The following is a 20789-nucleotide window of genomic DNA, read 5'->3' as shown; positions in this document are numbered from 1 at the left end:
GTCATAAAACCGGTGGTTGTAAAAGAATTCGGTGGAGCGGTAGTTCAGTCGGTTAGAATACCTGCCTGTCACGCAGGGGGTCGCGGGTTCGAGTCCCGTCCGTTCCGCCACCCTAATTAGGGGCGTAGTTCAATTGGTAGAGCACCGGTCTCCAAAACCGGGTGTTGGGAGTTCGAGTCTCTCCGCCCCTGCCAGAAATCATCCTTAGCGAAAGCTAAGGATTTTTTTTATCTGAAATAACCTCTCCGAAGTAAATCCTTCTACCGGCATCCTTGCCAGCCATTCAGATTAATACACTTCATCCAGCACGTTAATTTTCAATAGATCGCGAATCAACGCATTTTTATCGCTATTTTGCAGCCATATGGCATAAAGCGGCCGTGAAAGTGTTGTGCTATCGACAACGGTATGCAGGCCGCCCTTTTTACGCGCCCAACTGACGGGTAGCCAGGTGCAACCATTAAGCGTCGCAATCTGTTGCTGTGCCAGTTCAGCAGAACTGGTTGTCAGAATGGGAACTTCGTCAGCACCGATCAAACCTGCCTCATGCTGTTGAAAATCTGGCCCCCATTCCAGTCGCAGATAGTTAAGATCTCCCTTTAGTTTGGAAGGGGCACTGGTATAAAGCGCTAAAGTGAAATACCCGAGCAACTGACTGCTAAATTCGTCCATTTTGGGCGCTTCAGTAGTAATAAGAAGATCAAGCTGGCGTTCATGCAGCTGTTTTACCAGAGACTGCCGTTGGGCAATTCGCGCTTCGAACTGTAAGCCTGTATGGGCATCCTGATTTTTATACAAGCGTCCCAGCCACTGATTAAGCATACATTCCCACAACGAGGCGCTGGCACCGATAGAAAACTCGTTATGTCGTGAGGTATGCGCCACCTCCTTACGGGCGGCCTGCCAGGTGCTCATGAGCGTTTCTGCATAAGGCAGTAGTTTTTCACCAGCAGCGGTTAAACGGATATTGTTTCTGTGGCGGGTGAAAAGATTCACACCCAGTTGATTTTCCAGTTGTCTGATTCGAAAGCTCACTGCTGACTGGGTCAGATAGAGCGATTCAGCCGCTCGACCAAAGTGACGCGTTCGGCTAACTTCCAGGAAAGTTTTTAACAATTCCGTATCCACAGTGCTCTCCGCAAAATTATTTGTCGTTATGATTTAAATGTTTTGTTTTACACTCTGTCAAGCGTAACTAATACTCCGCGCCATAACTAGCTCGGTCAAAGAATTAGGAGCGTGCAGGATGGCGGAAAGCTTTACGACGACTAATCGATATTTCGACAATAAACATTATCCACGTGGATTCTCTCGTCATGGTGACTTCACCATCAAAGAGGCACAACTGCTTGAGCGTCATGGTTATGCCTTCAATGAGTTGGATCTTGGCAAACGCGAGCCGGTTACCGAGGAAGAGAAACTCTTCGTAGCAGTATGCCGTGGCGAACGTGAGCCAGTGACAGAAGCAGAACGCGTGTGGTCCAAGTATATGACGCGTATCAAGCGTCCAAAACGTTTTCACACCCTTTCCGGCGGCAAACCGCAGGTTGAAGGTGCTGAAGACTACACCGATTCTGACGATTAATAAAAAGGGCGAAATGCCCTTTTTTTTATGTCAGTAGTTTTTGCAGATGGATGAGCAAACGGTCAATCGCACGATAGCTAACTGCCTCCTGCAAATGCTGACGTGTGATAATGTCAGACTGATCAATATCAGCAATTGTTCGTGCAACTTTCAATAACCGCTGCCAGGCACGAATCGATAACCCCAGATGGATCAGCGTTTCTTCCAGCCACTGCGCATCTTCGCTCTCAAGCTTGCAGAATTGGCGTATTTCCGGACTATCCAGCCAGGCGTTCAACTTATTCTGCCGCTTAAATTGGCGCTCTCTGGCGGCCATTACACGTTGTTTAACGGTGGTGCTGCTTTCTCCCGGCACTACCGTTTTACTCAAAATGCCGGGGGGCGGTAATGGGATCTCCAGTGAGAGATCGAAGCGGTCGAGAAAGGGCCCCGAGAGCCGGTTGAGATAACGTAATGTCTGTTCTGGTGTGCAGCGGTTATGGTTTCCCTGATAATGTCCGGTAGGGCTGGGATTCATCGCCGCGACAAGCTGGAAACGGGCTGGATAGGTTATTTTTGCTCGTGTGCGTGAAAGATGGATCTGCCCGGATTCAATCGGCTCTCGCAAGGCATCCAGTGTACGCCGTTCAAATTCAGGTAGCTCATCAAGAAAAAGCACGCCGTTATGCGCCAGCGAAATTTCACCTGGCCCTGGAATTGCACCACCGCCCACCATCGCAGTTAACGACGCACTGTGATGAGGTGAGCGGAACGGGCGCTGCCGCCATTGTTTTTGTACTGATTCAGCATTTACCAGACTTAATATCGCAGCGCTCTCCAGTGCCTCTTCATTGCTTAAATCTGGCAACAGGCCATTAATACGGCTGGCGAGCATTGTTTTACCTGTTCCCGGCGGCCCAATCAGTAAAAGGTTGTGCCCGCCAGCGGCGGTAATTTCCAGCCCTCGCTTTCCTTGCTCCTGACCGACAACATCACTGAGATCATGTTGTAGCGCCCGGGATACTGCATCAGTTGGTTTCGGGCGTTCGAGAGCGTGCTTACCCTCCAGAAACGCACAGACAGCCTGCAGATGATCGGCTATCAGGCATCCTTCACCGTTAATTAGCCCCACTTCATCCTCGTTATCTTTCGCGACGATAATTTTTCTGCCCGACTTAATGGCTTCAGTTGCACTGGAGATTGCGCCGGGAACGCCACGCAGAGCGCCTGTAAGCGCCAGTTCTCCGACTAATTCATATTCATCTAACTTATTGGCTGTAAGCTGTTCTGAGGCCGCCAGCAACGCAATAGCGATAGGCAAATCATATCGTCCCCCTTCTTTTGGCAGATCGGCTGGAGCAAGGTTGATGGTGATTTTTTTCGCCGGATATTCATATCCGCTATTGATAATGGCGCTGCGCACGCGATCGCGAGCTTCTTTTACCGTTGTTTCTGGTAAGCCCACCATCGTTAAGCCGGGTAGACCTTTACTGATATGTACCTCAACAGTGATTGGGGGCGCATTTACTCCCAGGGCTGCGCGGGTATGAACAATTGACAGTGACATAAGCCCTCCTTGAGTCACCATTATGTACATAAGATATCGCTGCTGTAGCCCGCTAATTCGTGAATTTTAGTGGCTGATTCCGGTTTATTTGTGCAAGTGAAGTTGAGTTGTTCTGGCGGTGGAATGATGCTCGCAAAAATGCAGCGGGCAAAGGATGAACTACGAGGAAGGGAACAACATTCATACTGAAATTGAATTTTTTTCACTCACTATTTTCTTTTTAAAAAACAACAATTTCTCTTGAAATTATTAAAGACATCATAAAAATAGGCCAAAAAATATCTTGTGCTATTCGCAAAATCTATGGTAACTCTTTAGGCATTCCTTCGAACAAGATGCAAGAAAAGACAAAATGACAGCCCTTCTACGAGTGATTAGCCTGGTCGTGATTAGCGTGGTGGTGATTATTATCCCACCGTGCGGGGCTGCACTTGGACGAGGAAAGGCTTAGAGATCAAGCCTTAACGAACTAAGACCCCCGCACCGAAAGGTACGGGGGTTTTTTTTGACCTTAAAAACATAACCGAGGAGCAGACAATGAATAACAGCACAAAATTCTGTTTCTCAAGATTCAGGACGGGGAACTAACTATGAATGGCGCACAGTGGGTGGTACATGCGTTGCGGGCACAGGGTGTGAACACCGTTTTCGGTTATCCGGGTGGCGCAATTATGCCGGTTTACGATGCATTGTATGACGGTGGCGTGGAACACTTGCTGTGCCGACACGAGCAAGGTGCAGCAATGGCGGCTATCGGTTATGCCCGTGCTACCGGCAAAACTGGCGTATGTATCGCCACGTCTGGTCCAGGTGCAACCAACCTGATAACCGGGCTTGCGGACGCGCTGTTAGATTCCATCCCTGTTGTTGCCATCACCGGTCAGGTATCCGCACCGTTTATCGGCACTGACGCATTTCAGGAAGTGGATATTCTGGGGTTGTCGTTAGCCTGCACCAAGCACAGCTTTCTGGTGCAGTCGCTGGAAGAGTTGCCGCGCATCATGGCTGAAGCATTCGACGTTGCCAGCTCAGGTCGTCCTGGTCCGGTTCTGGTCGATATCCCAAAAGATATCCAGTTAGCCAGCGGCGATCTGGAACCATGGTTCACCACCGTTGAAAACGAAGTGAATTTCCCACATGCCGAAGTCGAGCAAGCGCGCCAGATGCTGGCAAAGGCGCAAAAACCGATGCTGTACGTTGGCGGTGGCGTGGGCATGGCGCAGGCAGTTCCCGCTCTGCGTGAATTTCTCGCTGCTACAAAAATGCCTGTCACCTGCACGCTGAAAGGGCTGGGCGCAGTTGAAGCAGATTATCCGTACTATCTGGGCATGCTGGGAATGCACGGCACCAAAGCGGCGAACTTCGCGGTTCAGGAGTGCGACTTGCTGATCGCCGTGGGTGCACGTTTTGATGACCGGGTGACCGGCAAACTGAACACCTTCGCACCACTCGCCAGTGTTATCCATATGGATATCGACCCGGCAGAAATGAACAAGCTGCGTCAGGCACATGTGGCATTACAGGGTGATTTAAATGCTCTGTTACCAGCATTACAGCAGCCGTTAAATATCAATGACTGGCAGCAATACTGCGCGCAGCTGCGTGATGAACATACCTGGCGTTACGACCATCCCGGTGACGCTATCTACGCGCCGTTGTTGTTAAAACAACTGTCGGATCGTAAACCTGCGGATTGCGTCGTGACCACAGATGTGGGGCAGCACCAGATGTGGGCTGCCCAGCACATCGTCCACACTCGCCCGGAAAACTTCATCACCTCCAGCGGATTAGGCACCATGGGTTTTGGTTTACCGGCGGCGGTTGGCGCACAAGTCGCGCGACCGAACGATACCGTCGTCTGTATCTCCGGTGACGGCTCTTTCATGATGAATGTGCAAGAGCTGGGCACCGTAAAACGCAAGCAGTTACCGTTGAAAATCGTCTTACTCGATAACCAACGGTTAGGGATGGTTCGACAATGGCAGCAACTGTTTTTCCAGGAACGATACAGCGAAACAACCCTTACTGATAACCCCGATTTCCTCATGTTAGCCAGCGCCTTCGGCATCCCTGGCCAACACATCACCCGTAAAGACCAGGTTGAAGCGGCACTCGACACCATGCTGAACAGTGATGGGCCATACCTGCTTCATGTCTCAATCGACGAACTTGAGAACGTCTGGCCGCTGGTGCCGCCAGGTGCCAGTAATTCAGAAATGTTGGAGAAATTATCATGATGCAACATCAGGTCAATGTATCGGCTCGCTTCAATCCGGAAACCTTAGAACGTGTTTTACGCGTGGTGCGTCATCGTGGTTTCCACGTCTGCTCAATGAATATGGCCGCCGCCAGCGATGCACAAAATATAAATATCGAATTGACCGTTGCCAGCCCACGGTCGGTCGACTTACTGTTTAGTCAGTTAAATAAACTGGTGGACGTCGCACACGTTGCCATCTGCCAGAGCACAACCACATCACAACAAATCCGCGCCTGAGCGCAAAAGGAATATAAAAATGACCACGAAGAAAGCTGATTACATTTGGTTCAATGGGGAGATGGTTCGTTGGGAAGACGCGAAGGTGCATGTGATGTCGCACGCGCTGCACTATGGCACCTCGGTTTTTGAAGGCATCCGTTGCTACGACTCGCACAAAGGACCGGTTGTATTCCGCCATCGTGAGCATATGCAGCGTCTGCATGACTCCGCCAAAATCTATCGCTTCCCGGTTTCGCAGAGCATTGATGAGCTGATGGAAGCTTGTCGTGACGTGATCCGCAAAAACAATCTCACCAGCGCCTATATCCGTCCGCTGATCTTCGTTGGTGATGTTGGCATGGGCGTAAACCCGCCAGCGGGATACTCAACCGACGTGATTATCGCCGCTTTCCCGTGGGGAGCGTATCTAGGCGCAGAAGCGCTGGAGCAGGGGATCGATGCGATGGTTTCTTCCTGGAACCGCGCAGCGCCAAACACCATCCCAACCGCGGCGAAAGCCGGTGGTAACTACCTCTCTTCCCTGCTGGTGGGTAGCGAAGCACGCCGCCACGGTTATCAGGAAGGTATCGCGTTGGATGTGAATGGTTATATCTCTGAAGGCGCAGGCGAAAACCTGTTTGAAGTGAAAGACGGTGTGCTGTTCACCCCACCGTTCACCTCCTCCGCGCTGCCGGGTATTACCCGTGATGCCATCATCAAACTGGCGAAAGAGCTGGGAATTGAAGTGCGTGAGCAGGTGCTGTCGCGCGAATCACTGTACCTGGCGGATGAAGTGTTTATGTCCGGTACTGCGGCAGAAATCACGCCAGTGCGAAGTGTAGACGGTATTCAGGTTGGTGAAGGCCGTTGTGGCCCGGTTACCAAACGCATTCAGCAAGCCTTCTTCGGCCTCTTCACTGGCGAAACCGAAGATAAATGGGGCTGGTTAGATCAAGTTAATCAATAAATACAAAAAATGGGACGGCACGCACCGTCCCATTTACGAGACAGACACTGGGAGTAAATAAAGTATGCCTAAGTACCGTTCCGCCACCACCACCCATGGTCGTAATATGGCGGGTGCTCGTGCGCTGTGGCGCGCCACCGGAATGACCGACGCCGATTTCGGTAAGCCGATTATCGCGGTTGTGAACTCGTTCACCCAATTTGTACCGGGTCACGTCCATCTGCGCGATCTCGGTAAACTGGTCGCCGAACAAATTGAAGCTGCTGGCGGCGTTGCCAAAGAGTTCAACACCATTGCGGTGGATGATGGGATCGCTATGGGCCACGGGGGCATGCTTTATTCACTGCCATCTCGCGAACTGATCGCTGATTCCGTTGAATATATGGTCAACGCCCACTGCGCCGACGCCATGGTCTGCATCTCTAACTGCGACAAAATCACCCCGGGGATGCTGATGGCTTCCCTGCGCCTGAATATTCCGGTGATCTTTGTTTCCGGCGGTCCGATGGAGGCCGGGAAAACCAAACTGTCCGATCAGATCATTAAGCTCGATCTGGTTGATGCGATGATCCAGGGCGCAGACCCGAAAGTTTCTGACTCCCAGAGCGATCAGGTTGAACGATCCGCCTGCCCAACCTGCGGTTCCTGCTCCGGGATGTTTACTGCTAACTCAATGAACTGCCTGACCGAAGCACTGGGCCTGTCGCAGCCGGGCAACGGCTCGTTGCTGGCAACCCACGCGGACCGTAAGCAGCTGTTCCTTAATGCTGGTAAGCGCATTGTTGAATTGACCAAACGTTACTACGAGCAAAACGACGAAAGTGCACTGCCGCGCAATATTGCTAGCAAAGCGGCGTTTGAAAATGCCATGACGCTGGATATCGCGATGGGCGGCTCTACCAACACCGTACTTCACCTGCTGGCGGCGGCGCAGGAAGCGGAAATCGACTTCACCATGAGTGATATTGATAAGCTCTCCCGCAAGGTTCCACAGCTGTGTAAAGTTGCGCCAAGCACCCAGAAATACCATATGGAAGATGTTCATCGTGCTGGTGGTGTTATCGGTATTCTCGGCGAGCTGGATCGTGCGGGATTACTGAACCGTGATGTGAAAAACGTACTTGGCCTGACGTTGCCGCAAACGCTGGAACAATACGACGTTATGCTGACCCAGGATGACGCGGTAAAAAATATGTTCCGCGCCGGCCCTGCGGGTATCCGTACCACACAGGCATTCTCGCAGGATTGCCGTTGGGATTCTCTCGATGACGATCGCGCAAATGGCTGCATCCGTTCGCTGGAACACGCCTATAGCAAAGACGGCGGCCTTGCGGTGCTGTACGGTAATTTCGCAGAAAACGGCTGCATCGTTAAAACCGCGGGCGTCGATGACAGCATCCTCAAATTCACCGGTCCGGCGAAAGTGTACGAAAGCCAGGACGACGCGGTAGAAGCGATTCTCGGCGGCAAAGTTGTCGCTGGCGATGTGGTAGTAATTCGCTATGAAGGCCCGAAAGGCGGTCCGGGGATGCAGGAAATGCTCTACCCAACCAGCTTCCTGAAATCAATGGGGCTCGGTAAAGCCTGCGCGCTGATCACCGACGGACGCTTCTCCGGCGGCACCTCTGGTCTTTCCATCGGCCACGTCTCGCCGGAAGCGGCAAGCGGCGGCAGCATTGGTCTGATTGAAGACGGCGACATGATTGCCATCGACATTCCGAACCGTGGCATTCAGTTACAGGTAAGCGATGCTGAACTGGCGGCGCGTCGTGAAGCGCAGGAAGCTCGTGGCGACAAAGCCTGGACGCCGAAAAACCGTGAACGCCAGGTTTCCTTTGCGCTGCGTGCCTACGCTAGCCTGGCAACCAGCGCCGACAAAGGTGCGGTGCGCGATAAATCGAAACTGGGGGGTTAATAATGGCTGACTCGCAACCCCTGTCCGGTACCCCGGAAGGTGCCGAATATTTAAGAGCGGTGCTGCGCGCGCCGGTCTACGAAGCGGCGCAGGTCACGCCGCTACAGAAAATGGAAAAACTGTCGTCGCGTCTTGATAACGTGATTCTGGTGAAGCGCGAAGATCGCCAGCCAGTGCACAGCTTTAAGCTGCGCGGCGCATACGCCATGATGGCGGGCCTGACGGAAGAACAAAAAGCGCACGGCGTGATCACCGCTTCTGCGGGTAACCACGCGCAGGGCGTCGCGTTTTCTTCCGCACGGTTAGGCGTGAAGGCGCTGATCGTCATGCCAACCGCCACCGCCGATATCAAAGTTGATGCGGTGCGCGGCTTTGGCGGCGAAGTGCTGCTTCACGGCGCAAATTTCGATGAAGCGAAAGCGAAAGCGATCGAACTGTCACAGCAGCAGGGTTTCACCTGGGTACCGCCGTTCGACCATCCGATGGTGATCGCCGGGCAAGGCACGCTGGCGCTGGAACTGCTCCAGCAGGACGCCCATCTCGACCGCGTATTTGTACCGGTCGGCGGCGGCGGTCTGGCGGCGGGCGTCGCGGTACTGATCAAACAACTGATGCCGCAAATCAAAGTGATCGCCGTGGAAGCGGAAGATTCCGCCTGCCTGAAAGCAGCGCTGGATGCGGGTCATCCCGTTGATCTGCCCCGCGTGGGGCTGTTTGCTGAAGGCGTCGCGGTAAAACGCATCGGCGATGAAACCTTCCGTTTGTGCCAGGAGTATCTTGACGACATCATCACCGTCGATAGCGATGCCATCTGTGCGGCGATGAAAGATCTGTTCGAAGATGTGCGCGCGGTGGCGGAACCTTCCGGCGCGCTGGCGCTGGCGGGGATGAAAAAATACATCGCCCAGCACAACATTCGCGGTGAACGGCTGGCGCATATTCTTTCCGGTGCTAACGTGAACTTTCACGGTCTGCGCTACGTCTCGGAACGCTGCGAACTGGGCGAACAGCGTGAAGCGTTACTGGCGGTGACCATTCCGGAAGAAAAGGGCAGCTTCCTCAAATTCTGCCAGTTACTTGGTGGGCGCTCGGTCACCGAGTTCAACTACCGCTTTGCTGATGCCAAAAACGCCTGCATCTTTGTCGGTGTGCGCCTGAGCCGCGGGCTTGAAGAGCGCAAAGAAATTTTGCAGATGCTCAACGACGGCGGCTACAGCGTGGTTGATCTCTCCGACGACGAAATGGCGAAGCTACATGTGCGCTATATGGTTGGCGGGCGTCCATCGCATCCGTTGCAGGAACGCCTCTACAGCTTCGAATTCCCGGAATCACCGGGCGCGCTGCTGCGCTTCCTCAACACGCTGGGTACGCACTGGAACATCTCGCTGTTCCATTATCGCAGCCACGGTACCGACTACGGGCGCGTACTGGCGGCGTTCGAGCTTGGCGATCATGAACCGGATTTTGAAACCCGGCTGAATGAACTGGGCTACGATTGCCACGACGAAACCAATAACCCGGCGTTCAGGTTCTTTTTGGCGGGTTAGTGGTTCGGCAAAATCTTCCAGAACGCCTCAATCAGCGGCTCATGAAGCCGCTTTTTTTGTACGCATACGCCCAGCTCAAACGGCGTTTTTTCATCACTGCGCTCTAAAATCATCACGCGGTTACGCACCGGTTCCGGGCTGTTATCCAGCACCACTTCCGGCAACAATGCCACGCCACAGCCGAGCGCCACCATCGATACCATCGCTTCATGCCCGCCAACCGTGGCGTAAATCATCGGGTTGCTGATTTTATTGCGTCGAAACCACAGTTCAATGCGGCGGCGTACCGGCCCCTGATCGGCCATGATAAACGGCACCGTTGACCAGTCTGGCTTCTCTACCGAGACCTGATTACGCACCGGGCAGGGTAGCGCGGGGGCAATCAGCACTACTGCCAGATTCTCCAGCATCGAAAATGCCACTGCGCCGGGCAAGGTTTCCGGCTTCCCGGCAATCGCCAGATCCGCTTCGCCAGTGACGACCTTTTCCATCGCATCTGCCGCATCACCAGTCGTGAGTTTGATCTCCACCGACGGGTGTTCCGCGCGGAAGCGATCGAGAATCGGCGGCAGATGGCTGTAGGCAGCGGTCACCGAGCAGAAGATATGTAATTCGCCAGAGAGCGACGGCCCTTGCTGGTCGATGGTGTGGCGCAATTGCTGATATTGCAACAGCGTTTGCTGGGCGAAAACGCGCAGCTCTTCGCCCGCTTCCGTCAGCGTTACCGTGCGGTTATCACGCACAAACAGCGGCTGACCGAGATCTTCTTCCAGGCGCTGTATTTGTCGCGAAAGCGTAGACGGGCTAACGTGCATTGCCCGTGCGCTACGGCCAAAATGGCGGCTTTCCGCCAGATGCAGGAAGGTTTTCAGATCGCGTAAATCCAATGGCGCAGCCCTCAATGTTGGCGTTGCAGAAATTGCAATGTGATGTTGTGAATATATCAATTTCCGCAATGAATTTCCTGTCATATAGTGAATTCATTCTCGCAAACGCGAACCGAACAATAAGAAGCACAACATCACGAGGAATCACCATGGCTAACTACTTCAATACACTGAATCTGCGCCAGCAGCTGGCACAGCTGGGCAAATGTCGCTTTATGGGGCGCGATGAATTCGCCGATGGCGCGAGCTACCTTCAGGGTAAAAAAGTAGTCATCGTCGGCTGTGGCGCACAGGGTCTGAACCAGGGCCTGAACATGCGTGATTCTGGTCTGGATATTTCTTACGCTCTGCGTAAAGAAGCGATTGCCGAGAAGCGCGCATCCTGGCGTAAAGCGACCGAAAATGGTTTTAAAGTTGGTACTTACGAAGAACTGATCCCGCAGGCGGATCTGGTGGTTAACCTGACGCCGGACAAGCAGCACTCTGATGTAGTGCGCACCGTACAGCCACTGATGAAAGACGGCGCGGCGCTGGGTTACTCGCACGGTTTTAACATCGTCGAAGTAGGCGAGCAGATCCGTAAAGACATCACCGTAGTAATGGTTGCGCCGAAATGCCCGGGCACCGAAGTGCGTGAAGAGTATAAACGTGGATTCGGCGTACCGACGCTGATTGCCGTTCACCCGGAAAACGATCCGAAAGGCGAAGGCATGGCGATCGCTAAAGCATGGGCGGCAGCAACCGGTGGTCACCGTGCGGGTGTGCTGGAATCTTCCTTCGTTGCGGAAGTGAAATCTGACCTGATGGGCGAGCAAACCATCCTGTGCGGTATGTTGCAGGCTGGTTCTCTGCTGTGCTTCGACAAACTGGTGGAAGAAGGCACCGATCCGGCATACGCAGAAAAACTGATTCAGTTCGGTTGGGAAACCATCACCGAAGCGCTGAAACAGGGCGGCATCACCCTGATGATGGACCGTCTTTCTAACCCGGCGAAACTGCGTGCTTATGCGCTTTCTGAACAGCTGAAAGAGATCATGGCACCGCTGTTCCAGAAACATATGGACGATATCATCTCCGGCGAATTCTCCTCCGGCATGATGGCAGACTGGGCCAACGACGATAAGAAACTGCTGACCTGGCGTGAAGAGACCGGCAAAACCGCGTTCGAAACCGCGCCGCAGTATGAAGGCAAAATCGGCGAGCAGGAGTACTTCGATAAAGGCGTACTGATGATCGCGATGGTAAAAGCGGGCGTTGAGCTGGCGTTTGAAACCATGGTGGATTCCGGCATTATTGAAGAGTCTGCTTACTATGAATCACTGCACGAACTGCCGCTGATTGCTAACACCATCGCCCGTAAGCGTCTGTACGAAATGAACGTGGTTATCTCTGATACCGCCGAGTACGGTAACTATCTGTTCTCTTACGCTTGTGTGCCGCTGCTGAAACCGTTTATGGCAGAGCTGCAACCGGGCGACCTGGGTAAAGCTATTCCGGAAGGTGCGGTAGATAACGCGCAGTTGCGTGATGTGAACGAAGCGATTCGCAGTCATGCGATTGAGCAGGTAGGTAAGAAACTGCGCGGCTATATGACAGATATGAAACGCATTGCTGTTGCGGGTTAAGTGCGATTCAGAGTTCAAGGCCTTCTCCCGGAGAAGGCCTTGCTATTAGTTACGGTAAAGCACCTTAATGATGTGATACCCGAACTGGGTATGCAGCGGGCCAGTCGGCTCCAGTACCGGACAAGAGAAAACCACTTTATCGAACGCCGGAACCATTTGACCCTGGCGGAATTCACCCAAATCACCGCCGCGTTTGCCTGACGGGCAAATGGAGTGTTTCTTCGCCAGCTTGCCGAAATCGGCACCGTTCTTAATCTGCTCGAGAAGTTCCAGAGCCAGTTTCTCTTCTTTTACAAGGATATGCAGTGCAGCTGCTGTTTTTGCCATGATCGTGCCTTGAATTAAAAATTGTCAGTCAGGGAGGGGGGACATATATGGCAAAAGCCCGGAAAATCCGGGCTTCGCAGGTCCCTCAAGGGGAGAAAACTTAGGGCCTCTATGGGCTACAGAGTCATTATCGGGGATGGTGATTTTATTGTCAATTTATGAGCGATATGGCATTGATTGACTTGATGACTGCCCTCTGTATGTCTGCAACCAACTCATGTGGCAAACATTGATTAAGATACCCCCGATAAGTCCTTGCTCTGTTTAATCGGTTTCGACTGACTTGTTGTACCAGGTCGGCTTTAGCCCAACGTATCTGCTGATCAAAGAATTGCAGGTCATTGATAACATTACTGGCTATTTCAACATGCATTCCACGATTTAACTTGTCATGGTCGCGAGTGGTTGATAATGGAACGACGATACATGCGTTGCCATTAATTTTTCCGTTGAGCACGACAACCAACCTATTTTTTATCATCTCAGGTGGAATGCGGCCATCGTAATACGTCGTGCTGAACTGTCCATTCTGGCTAACAGGATAGTTACCAAAGTTGCATTCCAGTATTTCACCAACCTTGGGGCTGAAATTAATCGCCACGAGTAAACCTCTCCTTAGTAAACTCTGAAAAAGTAATAACACAACGTTACGACCCGATATTTTCTAAGTCTAATGGATTCATGATGAACTCCGGTTTCGGCCTACCCTCTCTGATTTAAACATCCGCAGCCATCCGGTTAGCGGTTTTCACTCGGTCACATTCAAATGCGATTCTGCTACAATCCTCCCCCCCGTTCGAAGATTGAGCAATACACCTATGCGTCTAAACCCCGGCCAACAACAAGCTGTCGAATTCGTTACCGGCCCCTGCCTGGTGCTGGCAGGCGCGGGTTCCGGTAAAACTCGTGTCATCACCAATAAAATCGCCCATCTGATCCGCGGTTGCGGTTATCAGGCGCGACATATCGCGGCGGTGACCTTTACCAATAAGGCGGCGCGCGAGATGAAAGAGCGTGTCGGGCAGACGCTGGGGCGCAAAGAGGCGCGCGGGCTGATGATTTCCACCTTCCACACGCTGGGGCTGGATATCATCAAGCGTGAGTATGCGGCGTTGGGGATGAAAGCGAACTTTTCGCTGTTTGATGACACCGATCAGCTGGCGTTGCTTAAAGAGCTGACCGAGGGGCTGATTGAAGATGACAAAGTCCTCCTGCAACAGCTGATTTCGACCATCTCTAACTGGAAGAACGATCTCAAAACACCGTCCCAGGCGGCAGCCAGTGCGATTGGCGAGCGGGACCGTATTTTTGCCCATTGTTATGGGCTGTATGATGCACACCTGAAAGCCTGTAACGTTCTCGACTTCGATGATCTGATTTTATTGCCGACGTTGCTGCTGCAACGCAATGAAGAAGTCCGCGAGCGCTGGCAGAACAAAATTCGCTACCTGCTGGTGGATGAGTATCAGGACACCAACACCAGCCAGTATGAACTGGTGAAACTGCTGGTGGGTAGCCGCGCGCGCTTTACCGTAGTTGGCGATGACGACCAGTCGATCTACTCCTGGCGCGGTGCACGTCCGCAAAACCTGGTGCTGCTGAGTCAGGATTTCCCGGCACTGAAGGTGATTAAGCTTGAGCAGAACTACCGCTCTTCCGGACGTATTCTGAAAGCGGCGAACATCCTCATTGCCAATAACCCGCACGTCTTTGAAAAGCGTCTGTTCTCCGAACTGGGCTATGGCGCGGAGCTAAAAGTTTTAAGCGCGAATAACGAAGAACATGAAGCCGAGAGAGTCACCGGCGAGCTGATCGCGCATCACTTCGTCAATAAAACGCAGTACAAAGATTACGCCATTCTTTATCGCGGCAACCATCAGTCGCGGGTGTTTGAAAAATTCCTGATGCAAAACCGCATCCCGTACAAAATTTCTGGTGGTACGTCGTTTTTCTCTCGTCCTGAAATCAAGGATTTGCTGGCTTATCTGCGCGTGCTGACTAACCCGGACGATGACAGCGCATTTCTGCGTATCGTTAACACGCCGAAGCGAGAGATTGGCCCGGCTACGCTGAAAAAGCTGGGTGAGTGGGCGATGACGCGCAATAAAAGCATGTTTACCGCCAGCTTTGATATGGGCCTGAGTCAGACGCTTAGCGGACGTGGTTATGAAGCATTGACCCGCTTCACTCACTGGTTGGCAGAAATCCAGCGCCTGGCGGAGCGGGAGCCGATTGCTGCGGTGCGTGATCTAATCCATGGCATGGATTATGAATCCTGGCTGTACGAAACATCGCCCAGCCCGAAAGCCGCCGAAATGCGCATGAAGAACGTCAACCAACTGTTTAGCTGGATGACGGAGATGCTGGAAGGCAGCGAACTGGATGAGCCGATGACGCTCACCCAGGTGGTGACGCGCTTTACTTTGCGCGACATGATGGAGCGCGGCGAGAGCGAGGAAGAGCTGGATCAGGTACAACTGATGACTCTGCACGCGTCGAAAGGGCTGGAGTTTCCTTATGTCTACATAGTCGGTATGGAAGAAGGGTTTTTGCCGCACCAGAGCAGTATCGATGAAGATAATATCGATGAGGAGCGGCGGCTGGCCTATGTCGGCATTACCCGCGCCCAGAAGGAATTGACCTTTACGCTGTGTAAAGAACGCCGTCAGTACGGCGAACTGGTGCGCCCGGAGCCGAGCCGCTTCCTGCTGGAGCTGCCGCAGGATGATCTGATTTGGGAACAGGAGCGCAAAGTGGTGAGCGCCGAAGAACGGATGCAGAAAGGGCAAAGCCATCTGGCGAATCTGAAAGCGATGATGGCGGCAAAACGAGGGAAATAATCAAGGCCGGAAAAATGCGTCAGCATCGCATCCGGCACTTACTCATTAATGCACTTCCAGCGGCCAGTGGACATAGCTCTGCCACTGGCTTTCCTGATCAATAATCTCTTTACCCAGCGGATGTTGGGTTAGCCAACCTTGCGGAAGCGTCAAGGTCAACAGTTCATGGTTAGCCTGTAATGTCATCTCTGGCACGAGATCGTCACGACGACGGCTGGCAAAAATGATGGCCAGGCGAAGTAAGCGGCAGAGTTGTTCTGCGACGCGCGGCGGTACGGCATTTTGCTGATGCAGCGATGAGAGATCGACCGGGTTCGTCTGGTTGAGCAGTAGCGTCGCCAGCAATTTTTTCTGTGCGGGGGTAAAACCGGGAAGATCCAGATTACGTACCAGATAAGCAGCATGTTGCGGCGCTTGTTTGAAGTCAACGCTCAGGCCGATTTCATGAAGCTGGCAGGCGCTGATGAGCAAATCGCGGCTTATTGCTTCAAGATGCCATTCGTTTTCCACCTGATCGAAGAAGTTAGCCGCAACTTTGGCTACGCGCTGTGCCTGATCAATATCGATCATAAAGCGGCGCTGAATATTACGCAGCGTACGGCTGCGAATATCCTGCTCGACAGTCAGATGCAACATGCCGTAGACCAGGCCTTCACGCAGCGCACCGCCCGCCAGGGTCATACACTGAATATTCAGTTCGGTAAAAATGGCGATCAGGATTGCCAGACCACTCGGGAACACTAACGCACGTTCCAGCGTCAGCCCGTCAATCTCCAGTTCCTCCAGCCGACCGCAATGAATGGCTCGCTGTTTCAGTTGCTGCAACTTTTCCAGGGTAATGCGTTCATCCATCCCCTGTGCCATCATGATTTCCTGTAACGCCTGCACGGTGCCGGAAGCGCCAACGCACACTTTCCAGCCGTGATACCGTAATTCATCGGCAACCGGACGTAACACTTCGCGTGCCGCTTTTTCTGCAGCATCAAAATTTTCCTGCCCCAGATTACGATCGGCAAAATAGCGTTCCAGCCAGGTGACGCAGCCCATCGACAGGCTGAACAAAGAGGTGGTTTGTGCACCCGTGCCGGTTACCAGTTCAGTACTGGCACCGCCTATATCCACCACCAGGCGCTGATCGGCACCGCCAGTGGTGTGAGCAACGCCCTGATAAATCAGACGCGCTTCCTCTTCACCGCTGATCACCTGTACCGGACAACCGAGGATTTCCTGCGCTTTGGCAATAAAATCACCCGCATTGACGGCAAGTCGTAATGTCGCCGTAGCGACAACGCGAATTTGCGAGGGAGGGATATCTTGCAGACGTTCAGCAAACAGGCGCAGACATTGCCAACCGCGCTCCATTGCTTCATTAGACAGGGCATTTTCGCTGTTCAGGCCAGCAGCCAGACGCACTTTGCGTTTAATTCGCGTCAGCGTCTGGATGCTTCCAGCCACCTCGCGCACAACCAGCATATGAAAACTATTCGAACCGAGATCAATGGCTGCATACAGCGACGAGGTGGAACTCATACTCTTCATCCTTCAATCTGTCTCTGCGTTGGCTGCATTCTTTCTCCTGAGTCACTTACTACAGTAAGCTCATCGGGATTCATTCTCATGCCATCTTGATCCAGTTTGAATGATTTTAAGTATGACATTTTTTATTTAACCTGAACGACGACGATTACGCGGAGCGCCAGTACGACGCGGACCATTGCCTGTGCGCGGGCGCGTGAGGCGCAGCGGTTTTGGCAGATCGGTCATCAATGCGTCCGGATTGTATTTGCTTACCGGAATTGAGTGACCAATATAGGTCTCAATAGCAGGCAAATTCAATGCATACTCTTCACACGCCAGGCTAATAGAGTGACCGCTTGCGCCTGCGCGACCTGTACGACCAATACGGTGAACGTAATCTTCACAGTCATCGGGTAAATCGTAGTTAAAGACGTGCGTCACTGCCGGAATATGCAAACCACGCGCGGCAACGTCGGTGGCAACCAGAATATCCAGATCGCCACGGGTAAATTCATCAAGAATACGCAGGCGTTTTTTCTGCGCGACATCGCCTGTCAACAAACCGACACGATGACCATCTGCCGCCAGGTGGCCCCAGATCTCTTCACAACGGTGTTTGGTGTTGGCGAAAATAATCGCTCTGTCTGGCCACTCTTCTTCGATCAGCGTTTGCAGCAAACGCATTTTTTCTTCGTTAGAAGGGTAGAAAAGCTCTTCTTTAATACGGTGGCCCGTTTTCTGTTCCGGTTCCACTTCAATATATTCGGCATTGTTCATCTGCTCGAACGCCAGTTCACGTACCCGGTACGAAAGCGTGGCGGAGAACAGCATGTTGAGGCGCTGGTTTGCAGGCGGCATACGGCGGAACAGCCAGCGGATATCTTTAATAAAGCCCAGATCGTACATGCGATCGGCTTCGTCCAGTACAACTACCTGAATGGCACCGAGGTTAATGTGGTTCTGCTTGGCGTAGTCAATTAAACGCCCCGTGGTGCCAATCAGAATGTCAACGCCGCTTTCCAGCACTTTCAGCTGTTTGTCGTAGCCATCACCACCGTAAGCCAGACCCAGCTTCAGGCCGGTAGCTTCCGCCAGCGGTTCCGCGTCGGCGTGGATCTGCACGGCAAGTTCACGCGTCGGTGCCATAATTAAGGCACGCGGTTGATTCACCTTGCGATCGGCAATCGCGGGATGAGAGAGAAGATAATGAAACGTTGACGTAAGAAACGCCATCGTTTTCCCGGTACCGGTTTGCGCCTGCCCGGCTACGTCACGACCCGCCAGCGTCAGCGGAAGGGCCAGTGCCTGAATGGGCGTACAGTTATGAAACCCTTTTTTTTCAAGGGCTTCTACAACCTTCGGATGCAGGGCGAAGTCGGAAAACTTCTGTTCTGTTAAATGTGTTTTGCTCATAGTGTGGTAGAATATCAGCTTACTATTGCTTTACGAAAGCGTATCCGGTGAAATAAAGTCAACCTTTAGTTGGTTAATGTTACACCAACAACGAAACCAACACGCCAGGCTTATTCCTGTGGAGTTATATATGAGCGATAAAATTATTCACCTGACTGACGACAGTTTTGACACGGATGTACTCAAAGCGGACGGGGCGATCCTCGTCGATTTCTGGGCAGAGTGGTGCGGTCCGTGCAAAATGATCGCCCCGATTCTGGATGAAATCGCTGACGAATATCAGGGCAAACTGACCGTTGCAAAACTGAACATCGATCAAAACCCTGGCACTGCGCCGAAATATGGTATCCGTGGTATCCCGACTCTGCTGCTGTTCAAAAACGGTGAAGTGGCGGCAACCAAAGTGGGCGCACTGTCTAAAGGTCAGTTGAAAGAGTTCCTCGACGCTAACCTGGCGTAAGGGAATTTCATGTTCGGGTGCCCCGTCGCTAAAAACTGGACGCCCGGCGTGAGTCATGCTAACTTAGTGTTGACTTCGTATTAAACATACCTTATTAAGTTTGAATCTTGTAATTTCCAACGCTTCCCGTTTTATCTTAAATGCGAAGTGAACAGATTTCTGGCTCGTCACTCAATCCGTCTTGTCGTTTCAGTTCTGCGTACTCTCCTGTGACCAGACAGCGAAAAGACATGAGTCGATGACCGTAAACAGGCATGGATGATCCTGCCATACCATTCACAACATTAAGTTCGAGATTTACCCCAAGTTTAAGAACTCACACCACTATGAATCTTACCGAATTAAAGAATACGCCGGTTTCTGAGCTGATCACTCTCGGCGAAAATATGGGGCTGGAAAACCTGGCTCGTATGCGTAAGCAGGACATTATTTTTGCCATCCTGAAGCAGCACGCAAAGAGTGGCGAAGATATCTTTGGTGATGGTGTACTGGAGATATTGCAGGATGGATTTGGTTTCCTCCGTTCCGCAGACAGCTCCTACCTCGCCGGTCCTGATGACATCTACGTTTCCCCTAGCCAAATCCGCCGTTTCAACCTCCGCACTGGTGATACCATCTCTGGTAAGATTCGCCCGCCGAAAGAAGGTGAACGCTATTTTGCGCTGCTGAAAGTTAACGAAGTTAACTTCGACAAACCTGAAAACGCCCGCAACAAAATCCTCTTTGAGAACTTAACCCCGCTGCACGCAAACTCTCGTCTGCGTATGGAACGTGGTAACGGTTCTACTGAAGATTTAACCGCTCGCGTACTGGATCTGGCATCACCTATCGGTCGTGGTCAGCGAGGTCTGATTGTGGCACCGCCGAAAGCCGGTAAAACCATGCTGCTGCAGAACATTGCTCAGAGCATTGCTTACAACCACCCGGATTGTGTGCTGATGGTTCTGCTGATCGACGAACGTCCGGAAGAAGTAACCGAGATGCAGCGTCTGGTAAAAGGTGAAGTTGTTGCTTCTACCTTTGACGAACCAGCATCTCGCCACGTTCAGGTTGCGGAAATGGTGATCGAGAAGGCGAAACGCCTGGTTGAGCACAAGAAAGACGTTATCATCCTGCTCGACTCCATCACTCGTCTGGCGCGCGCTTACAACACCGTTGTTCCGGCGTCAGGTAAAGTGCTGACCGGTGGTGTGGATGCCAACGCCCTGCATCGTCCGAAACGCTTCTTCGGTGCGGCGCGTAACGTGGAAGAGGGCGGCAGCCTGACCATCATCGCTACCGCGCTTATCGATACCGGTTCCAAGATGGACGAAGTTATCTACGAAGAGTTTAAAGGTACAGGCAACATGGAACTGCACCTCTCTCGTAAGATCGCTGAAAAACGCGTCTTCCCGGCAATCGACTACAACCGTTCCGGTACCCGTAAAGAAGAGCTGCTCACTACTCAGGAAGAACTGCAGAAAATGTGGATCCTGCGCAAAATCATTCACCCGATGGGCGAAATCGATGCAATGGAATTCCTCATTAATAAACTGGCAATGACCAAGACCAATGACGATTTCTTCGAAATGATGAAACGCTCATAAATTTGTCTTATGCCAAAAACGCCACGTGTTTACGTGGCGTTTTGCTTTTATATCTGTAATCTTAATGCCGCGCTGGCAATGTTAGGAAAATTCC

20 protein-coding genes and 2 tRNA genes are annotated in these 20789 nt (G+C 52.4%); 15 read left to right on the top strand and 7 right to left on the bottom strand.

The window, feature by feature from the left end:
- Nucleotides 1-33 precede the first annotated feature (33 nt).
- Nucleotides 34-110, top strand: a tRNA-Asp gene (locus ACJHYR_RS20700).
- Nucleotides 111-118: 8 nt separating this feature from the next.
- A tRNA-Trp gene (locus tag ACJHYR_RS20695) sits at nt 119-194 on the top strand.
- Between the two features lie 94 nt (nt 195-288).
- Here the strand turns inward: ACJHYR_RS20695 and hdfR are convergent.
- Entirely contained in the window at nt 289-1128 is an 840-nt protein-coding gene (gene hdfR / locus ACJHYR_RS20690; protein ID WP_000379230.1) for an HTH-type transcriptional regulator HdfR, read from the bottom strand.
- 118 nt (nt 1129-1246) lie between these two features.
- On the opposite strand from hdfR, the gene maoP reads away from it, so the two are divergent.
- Nucleotides 1247-1585: a macrodomain Ori organization protein MaoP gene (gene maoP, locus ACJHYR_RS20685; RefSeq protein WP_000841001.1), complete on the top strand. Its 339-nt coding sequence runs from the start codon at nt 1247-1249 to the stop codon at nt 1583-1585.
- A 25-nt stretch (nt 1586-1610) separates the two neighbouring features.
- Here the strand turns inward: maoP and ACJHYR_RS20680 are convergent, their stop codons facing one another.
- On the bottom strand, nt 1611-3131 hold the full coding sequence (locus tag ACJHYR_RS20680; RefSeq protein WP_000058978.1) for a YifB family Mg chelatase-like AAA ATPase: 1521 nt from the start codon (nt 3129-3131) through the stop codon (nt 1611-1613).
- A gap of 352 nt (nt 3132-3483) precedes the next feature.
- On the opposite strand from ACJHYR_RS20680, the gene ilvL reads away from it, so the two are divergent.
- The 7 genes from ilvL (at nt 3484) to ilvA (ending at nt 10039) form a co-directional block, all read left to right on the top strand.
- Nucleotides 3484-3582, top strand: a complete 99-nt coding sequence (gene ilvL / locus ACJHYR_RS20675; protein WP_001311244.1) for an ilv operon leader peptide — start codon at nt 3484-3486, stop codon at nt 3580-3582.
- 86 nt (nt 3583-3668) lie between these two features.
- A complete protein-coding gene (gene ilvX, locus ACJHYR_RS20670) occupies nt 3669-3719 on the top strand; it encodes a peptide IlvX (RefSeq protein ID WP_001387183.1) in 51 nt (16 codons plus the stop codon).
- A gap of 2 nt (nt 3720-3721) precedes the next feature.
- Nucleotides 3722-5368 carry an acetolactate synthase 2 catalytic subunit gene (gene ilvG / locus ACJHYR_RS20665; protein WP_001012585.1) on the top strand — a complete coding sequence of 549 codons (1647 nt, stop codon included), beginning with the start codon at nt 3722-3724 and terminating at the stop codon, nt 5366-5368.
- Nucleotides 5365-5628, top strand: a complete 264-nt coding sequence (gene ilvM, locus ACJHYR_RS20660) for an acetolactate synthase 2 small subunit (RefSeq protein WP_000983255.1) — start codon at nt 5365-5367, stop codon at nt 5626-5628. The genes ilvG and ilvM overlap by 4 nt, the downstream gene beginning before the upstream one ends.
- Before the next feature lie 19 nt (nt 5629-5647).
- Nucleotides 5648-6577, top strand: a complete 930-nt coding sequence (gene ilvE, locus ACJHYR_RS20655) for a branched-chain-amino-acid transaminase (protein ID WP_000208520.1) — start codon at nt 5648-5650, stop codon at nt 6575-6577.
- Between the two features lie 64 nt (nt 6578-6641).
- Nucleotides 6642-8492, top strand: coding sequence for a dihydroxy-acid dehydratase (ilvD, locus tag ACJHYR_RS20650; RefSeq protein ID WP_001127396.1), 1851 nt, complete (start codon nt 6642-6644; stop codon nt 8490-8492).
- Between the two features lie 2 nt (nt 8493-8494).
- Nucleotides 8495-10039 (top strand): threonine ammonia-lyase, biosynthetic, encoded by a 1545-nt coding sequence (gene ilvA / locus ACJHYR_RS20645; RefSeq protein WP_000785613.1) that lies wholly within the window; start codon nt 8495-8497, stop codon nt 10037-10039.
- Here the strand turns inward: ilvA and ilvY are convergent.
- Nucleotides 10036-10926, bottom strand: a complete 891-nt coding sequence (gene ilvY, locus ACJHYR_RS20640; protein WP_000365784.1) for an HTH-type transcriptional activator IlvY — start codon at nt 10924-10926, stop codon at nt 10036-10038. The genes ilvA and ilvY overlap by 4 nt on opposite strands.
- Before the next feature lie 149 nt (nt 10927-11075).
- Here ilvY and ilvC point away from each other — a divergent pair, with 149 nt between their 5' ends.
- Nucleotides 11076-12551, top strand: a complete 1476-nt coding sequence (ilvC, locus tag ACJHYR_RS20635; RefSeq protein WP_000024951.1) for a ketol-acid reductoisomerase — start codon at nt 11076-11078, stop codon at nt 12549-12551.
- Between the two features lie 45 nt (nt 12552-12596).
- Here ilvC and ppiC read toward each other — a convergent pair whose 3' ends face one another.
- Complete coding sequence (gene ppiC / locus ACJHYR_RS20630; protein WP_001140258.1) at nt 12597-12878, bottom strand: peptidylprolyl isomerase PpiC; 282 nt, start codon at nt 12876-12878, stop codon at nt 12597-12599.
- A 151-nt stretch (nt 12879-13029) separates the two neighbouring features.
- Nucleotides 13030-13479, bottom strand: coding sequence for a type II toxin-antitoxin system PemK/MazF family toxin (locus ACJHYR_RS20625; protein WP_000996698.1), 450 nt, complete (start codon nt 13477-13479; stop codon nt 13030-13032).
- Between the two features lie 217 nt (nt 13480-13696).
- Here ACJHYR_RS20625 and rep point away from each other — a divergent pair, with 217 nt between their 5' ends.
- A complete protein-coding gene (gene rep / locus ACJHYR_RS20620) occupies nt 13697-15718 on the top strand; it encodes a DNA helicase Rep (RefSeq protein WP_072837557.1) in 2022 nt (673 codons plus the stop codon).
- Nucleotides 15719-15763: 45 nt separating this feature from the next.
- On the opposite strand, the gene gppA is transcribed toward rep, so the two are convergent.
- A complete protein-coding gene (gene gppA, locus ACJHYR_RS20615; protein WP_001315098.1) occupies nt 15764-17248 on the bottom strand; it encodes a guanosine-5'-triphosphate,3'-diphosphate diphosphatase in 1485 nt (494 codons plus the stop codon).
- Nucleotides 17249-17383: 135 nt separating this feature from the next.
- On the bottom strand, nt 17384-18649 hold the full coding sequence (rhlB, locus tag ACJHYR_RS20610) for an ATP-dependent RNA helicase RhlB (protein ID WP_000047499.1): 1266 nt from the start codon (nt 18647-18649) through the stop codon (nt 17384-17386).
- A gap of 130 nt (nt 18650-18779) precedes the next feature.
- Between rhlB and trxA the strand changes: the two genes are divergently transcribed.
- From trxA to rho, 3 genes are all read left to right on the top strand, one after another.
- Nucleotides 18780-19109, top strand: a complete 330-nt coding sequence (gene trxA, locus ACJHYR_RS20605) for a thioredoxin TrxA (protein WP_001280776.1) — start codon at nt 18780-18782, stop codon at nt 19107-19109.
- 140 nt (nt 19110-19249) lie between these two features.
- On the top strand, nt 19250-19351 hold the full coding sequence (rhoL, locus tag ACJHYR_RS20600) for a rho operon leader peptide RhoL (RefSeq protein WP_001295255.1): 102 nt from the start codon (nt 19250-19252) through the stop codon (nt 19349-19351).
- Nucleotides 19352-19435: 84 nt separating this feature from the next.
- Complete coding sequence (rho, locus tag ACJHYR_RS20595) at nt 19436-20695, top strand: transcription termination factor Rho (RefSeq protein ID WP_001054527.1); 1260 nt, start codon at nt 19436-19438, stop codon at nt 20693-20695.
- Nucleotides 20696-20789: the final 94 nt, after the last annotated feature.

Source organism: Escherichia sp. WS1450 (assembly GCF_046487395.1).
GTDB lineage: Bacteria > Pseudomonadota > Gammaproteobacteria > Enterobacterales > Enterobacteriaceae > Escherichia > Escherichia coli.
Note: the sequence above shows the minus strand (reverse complement) of the source record. Positions and strands in the feature narration are given on the sequence as shown.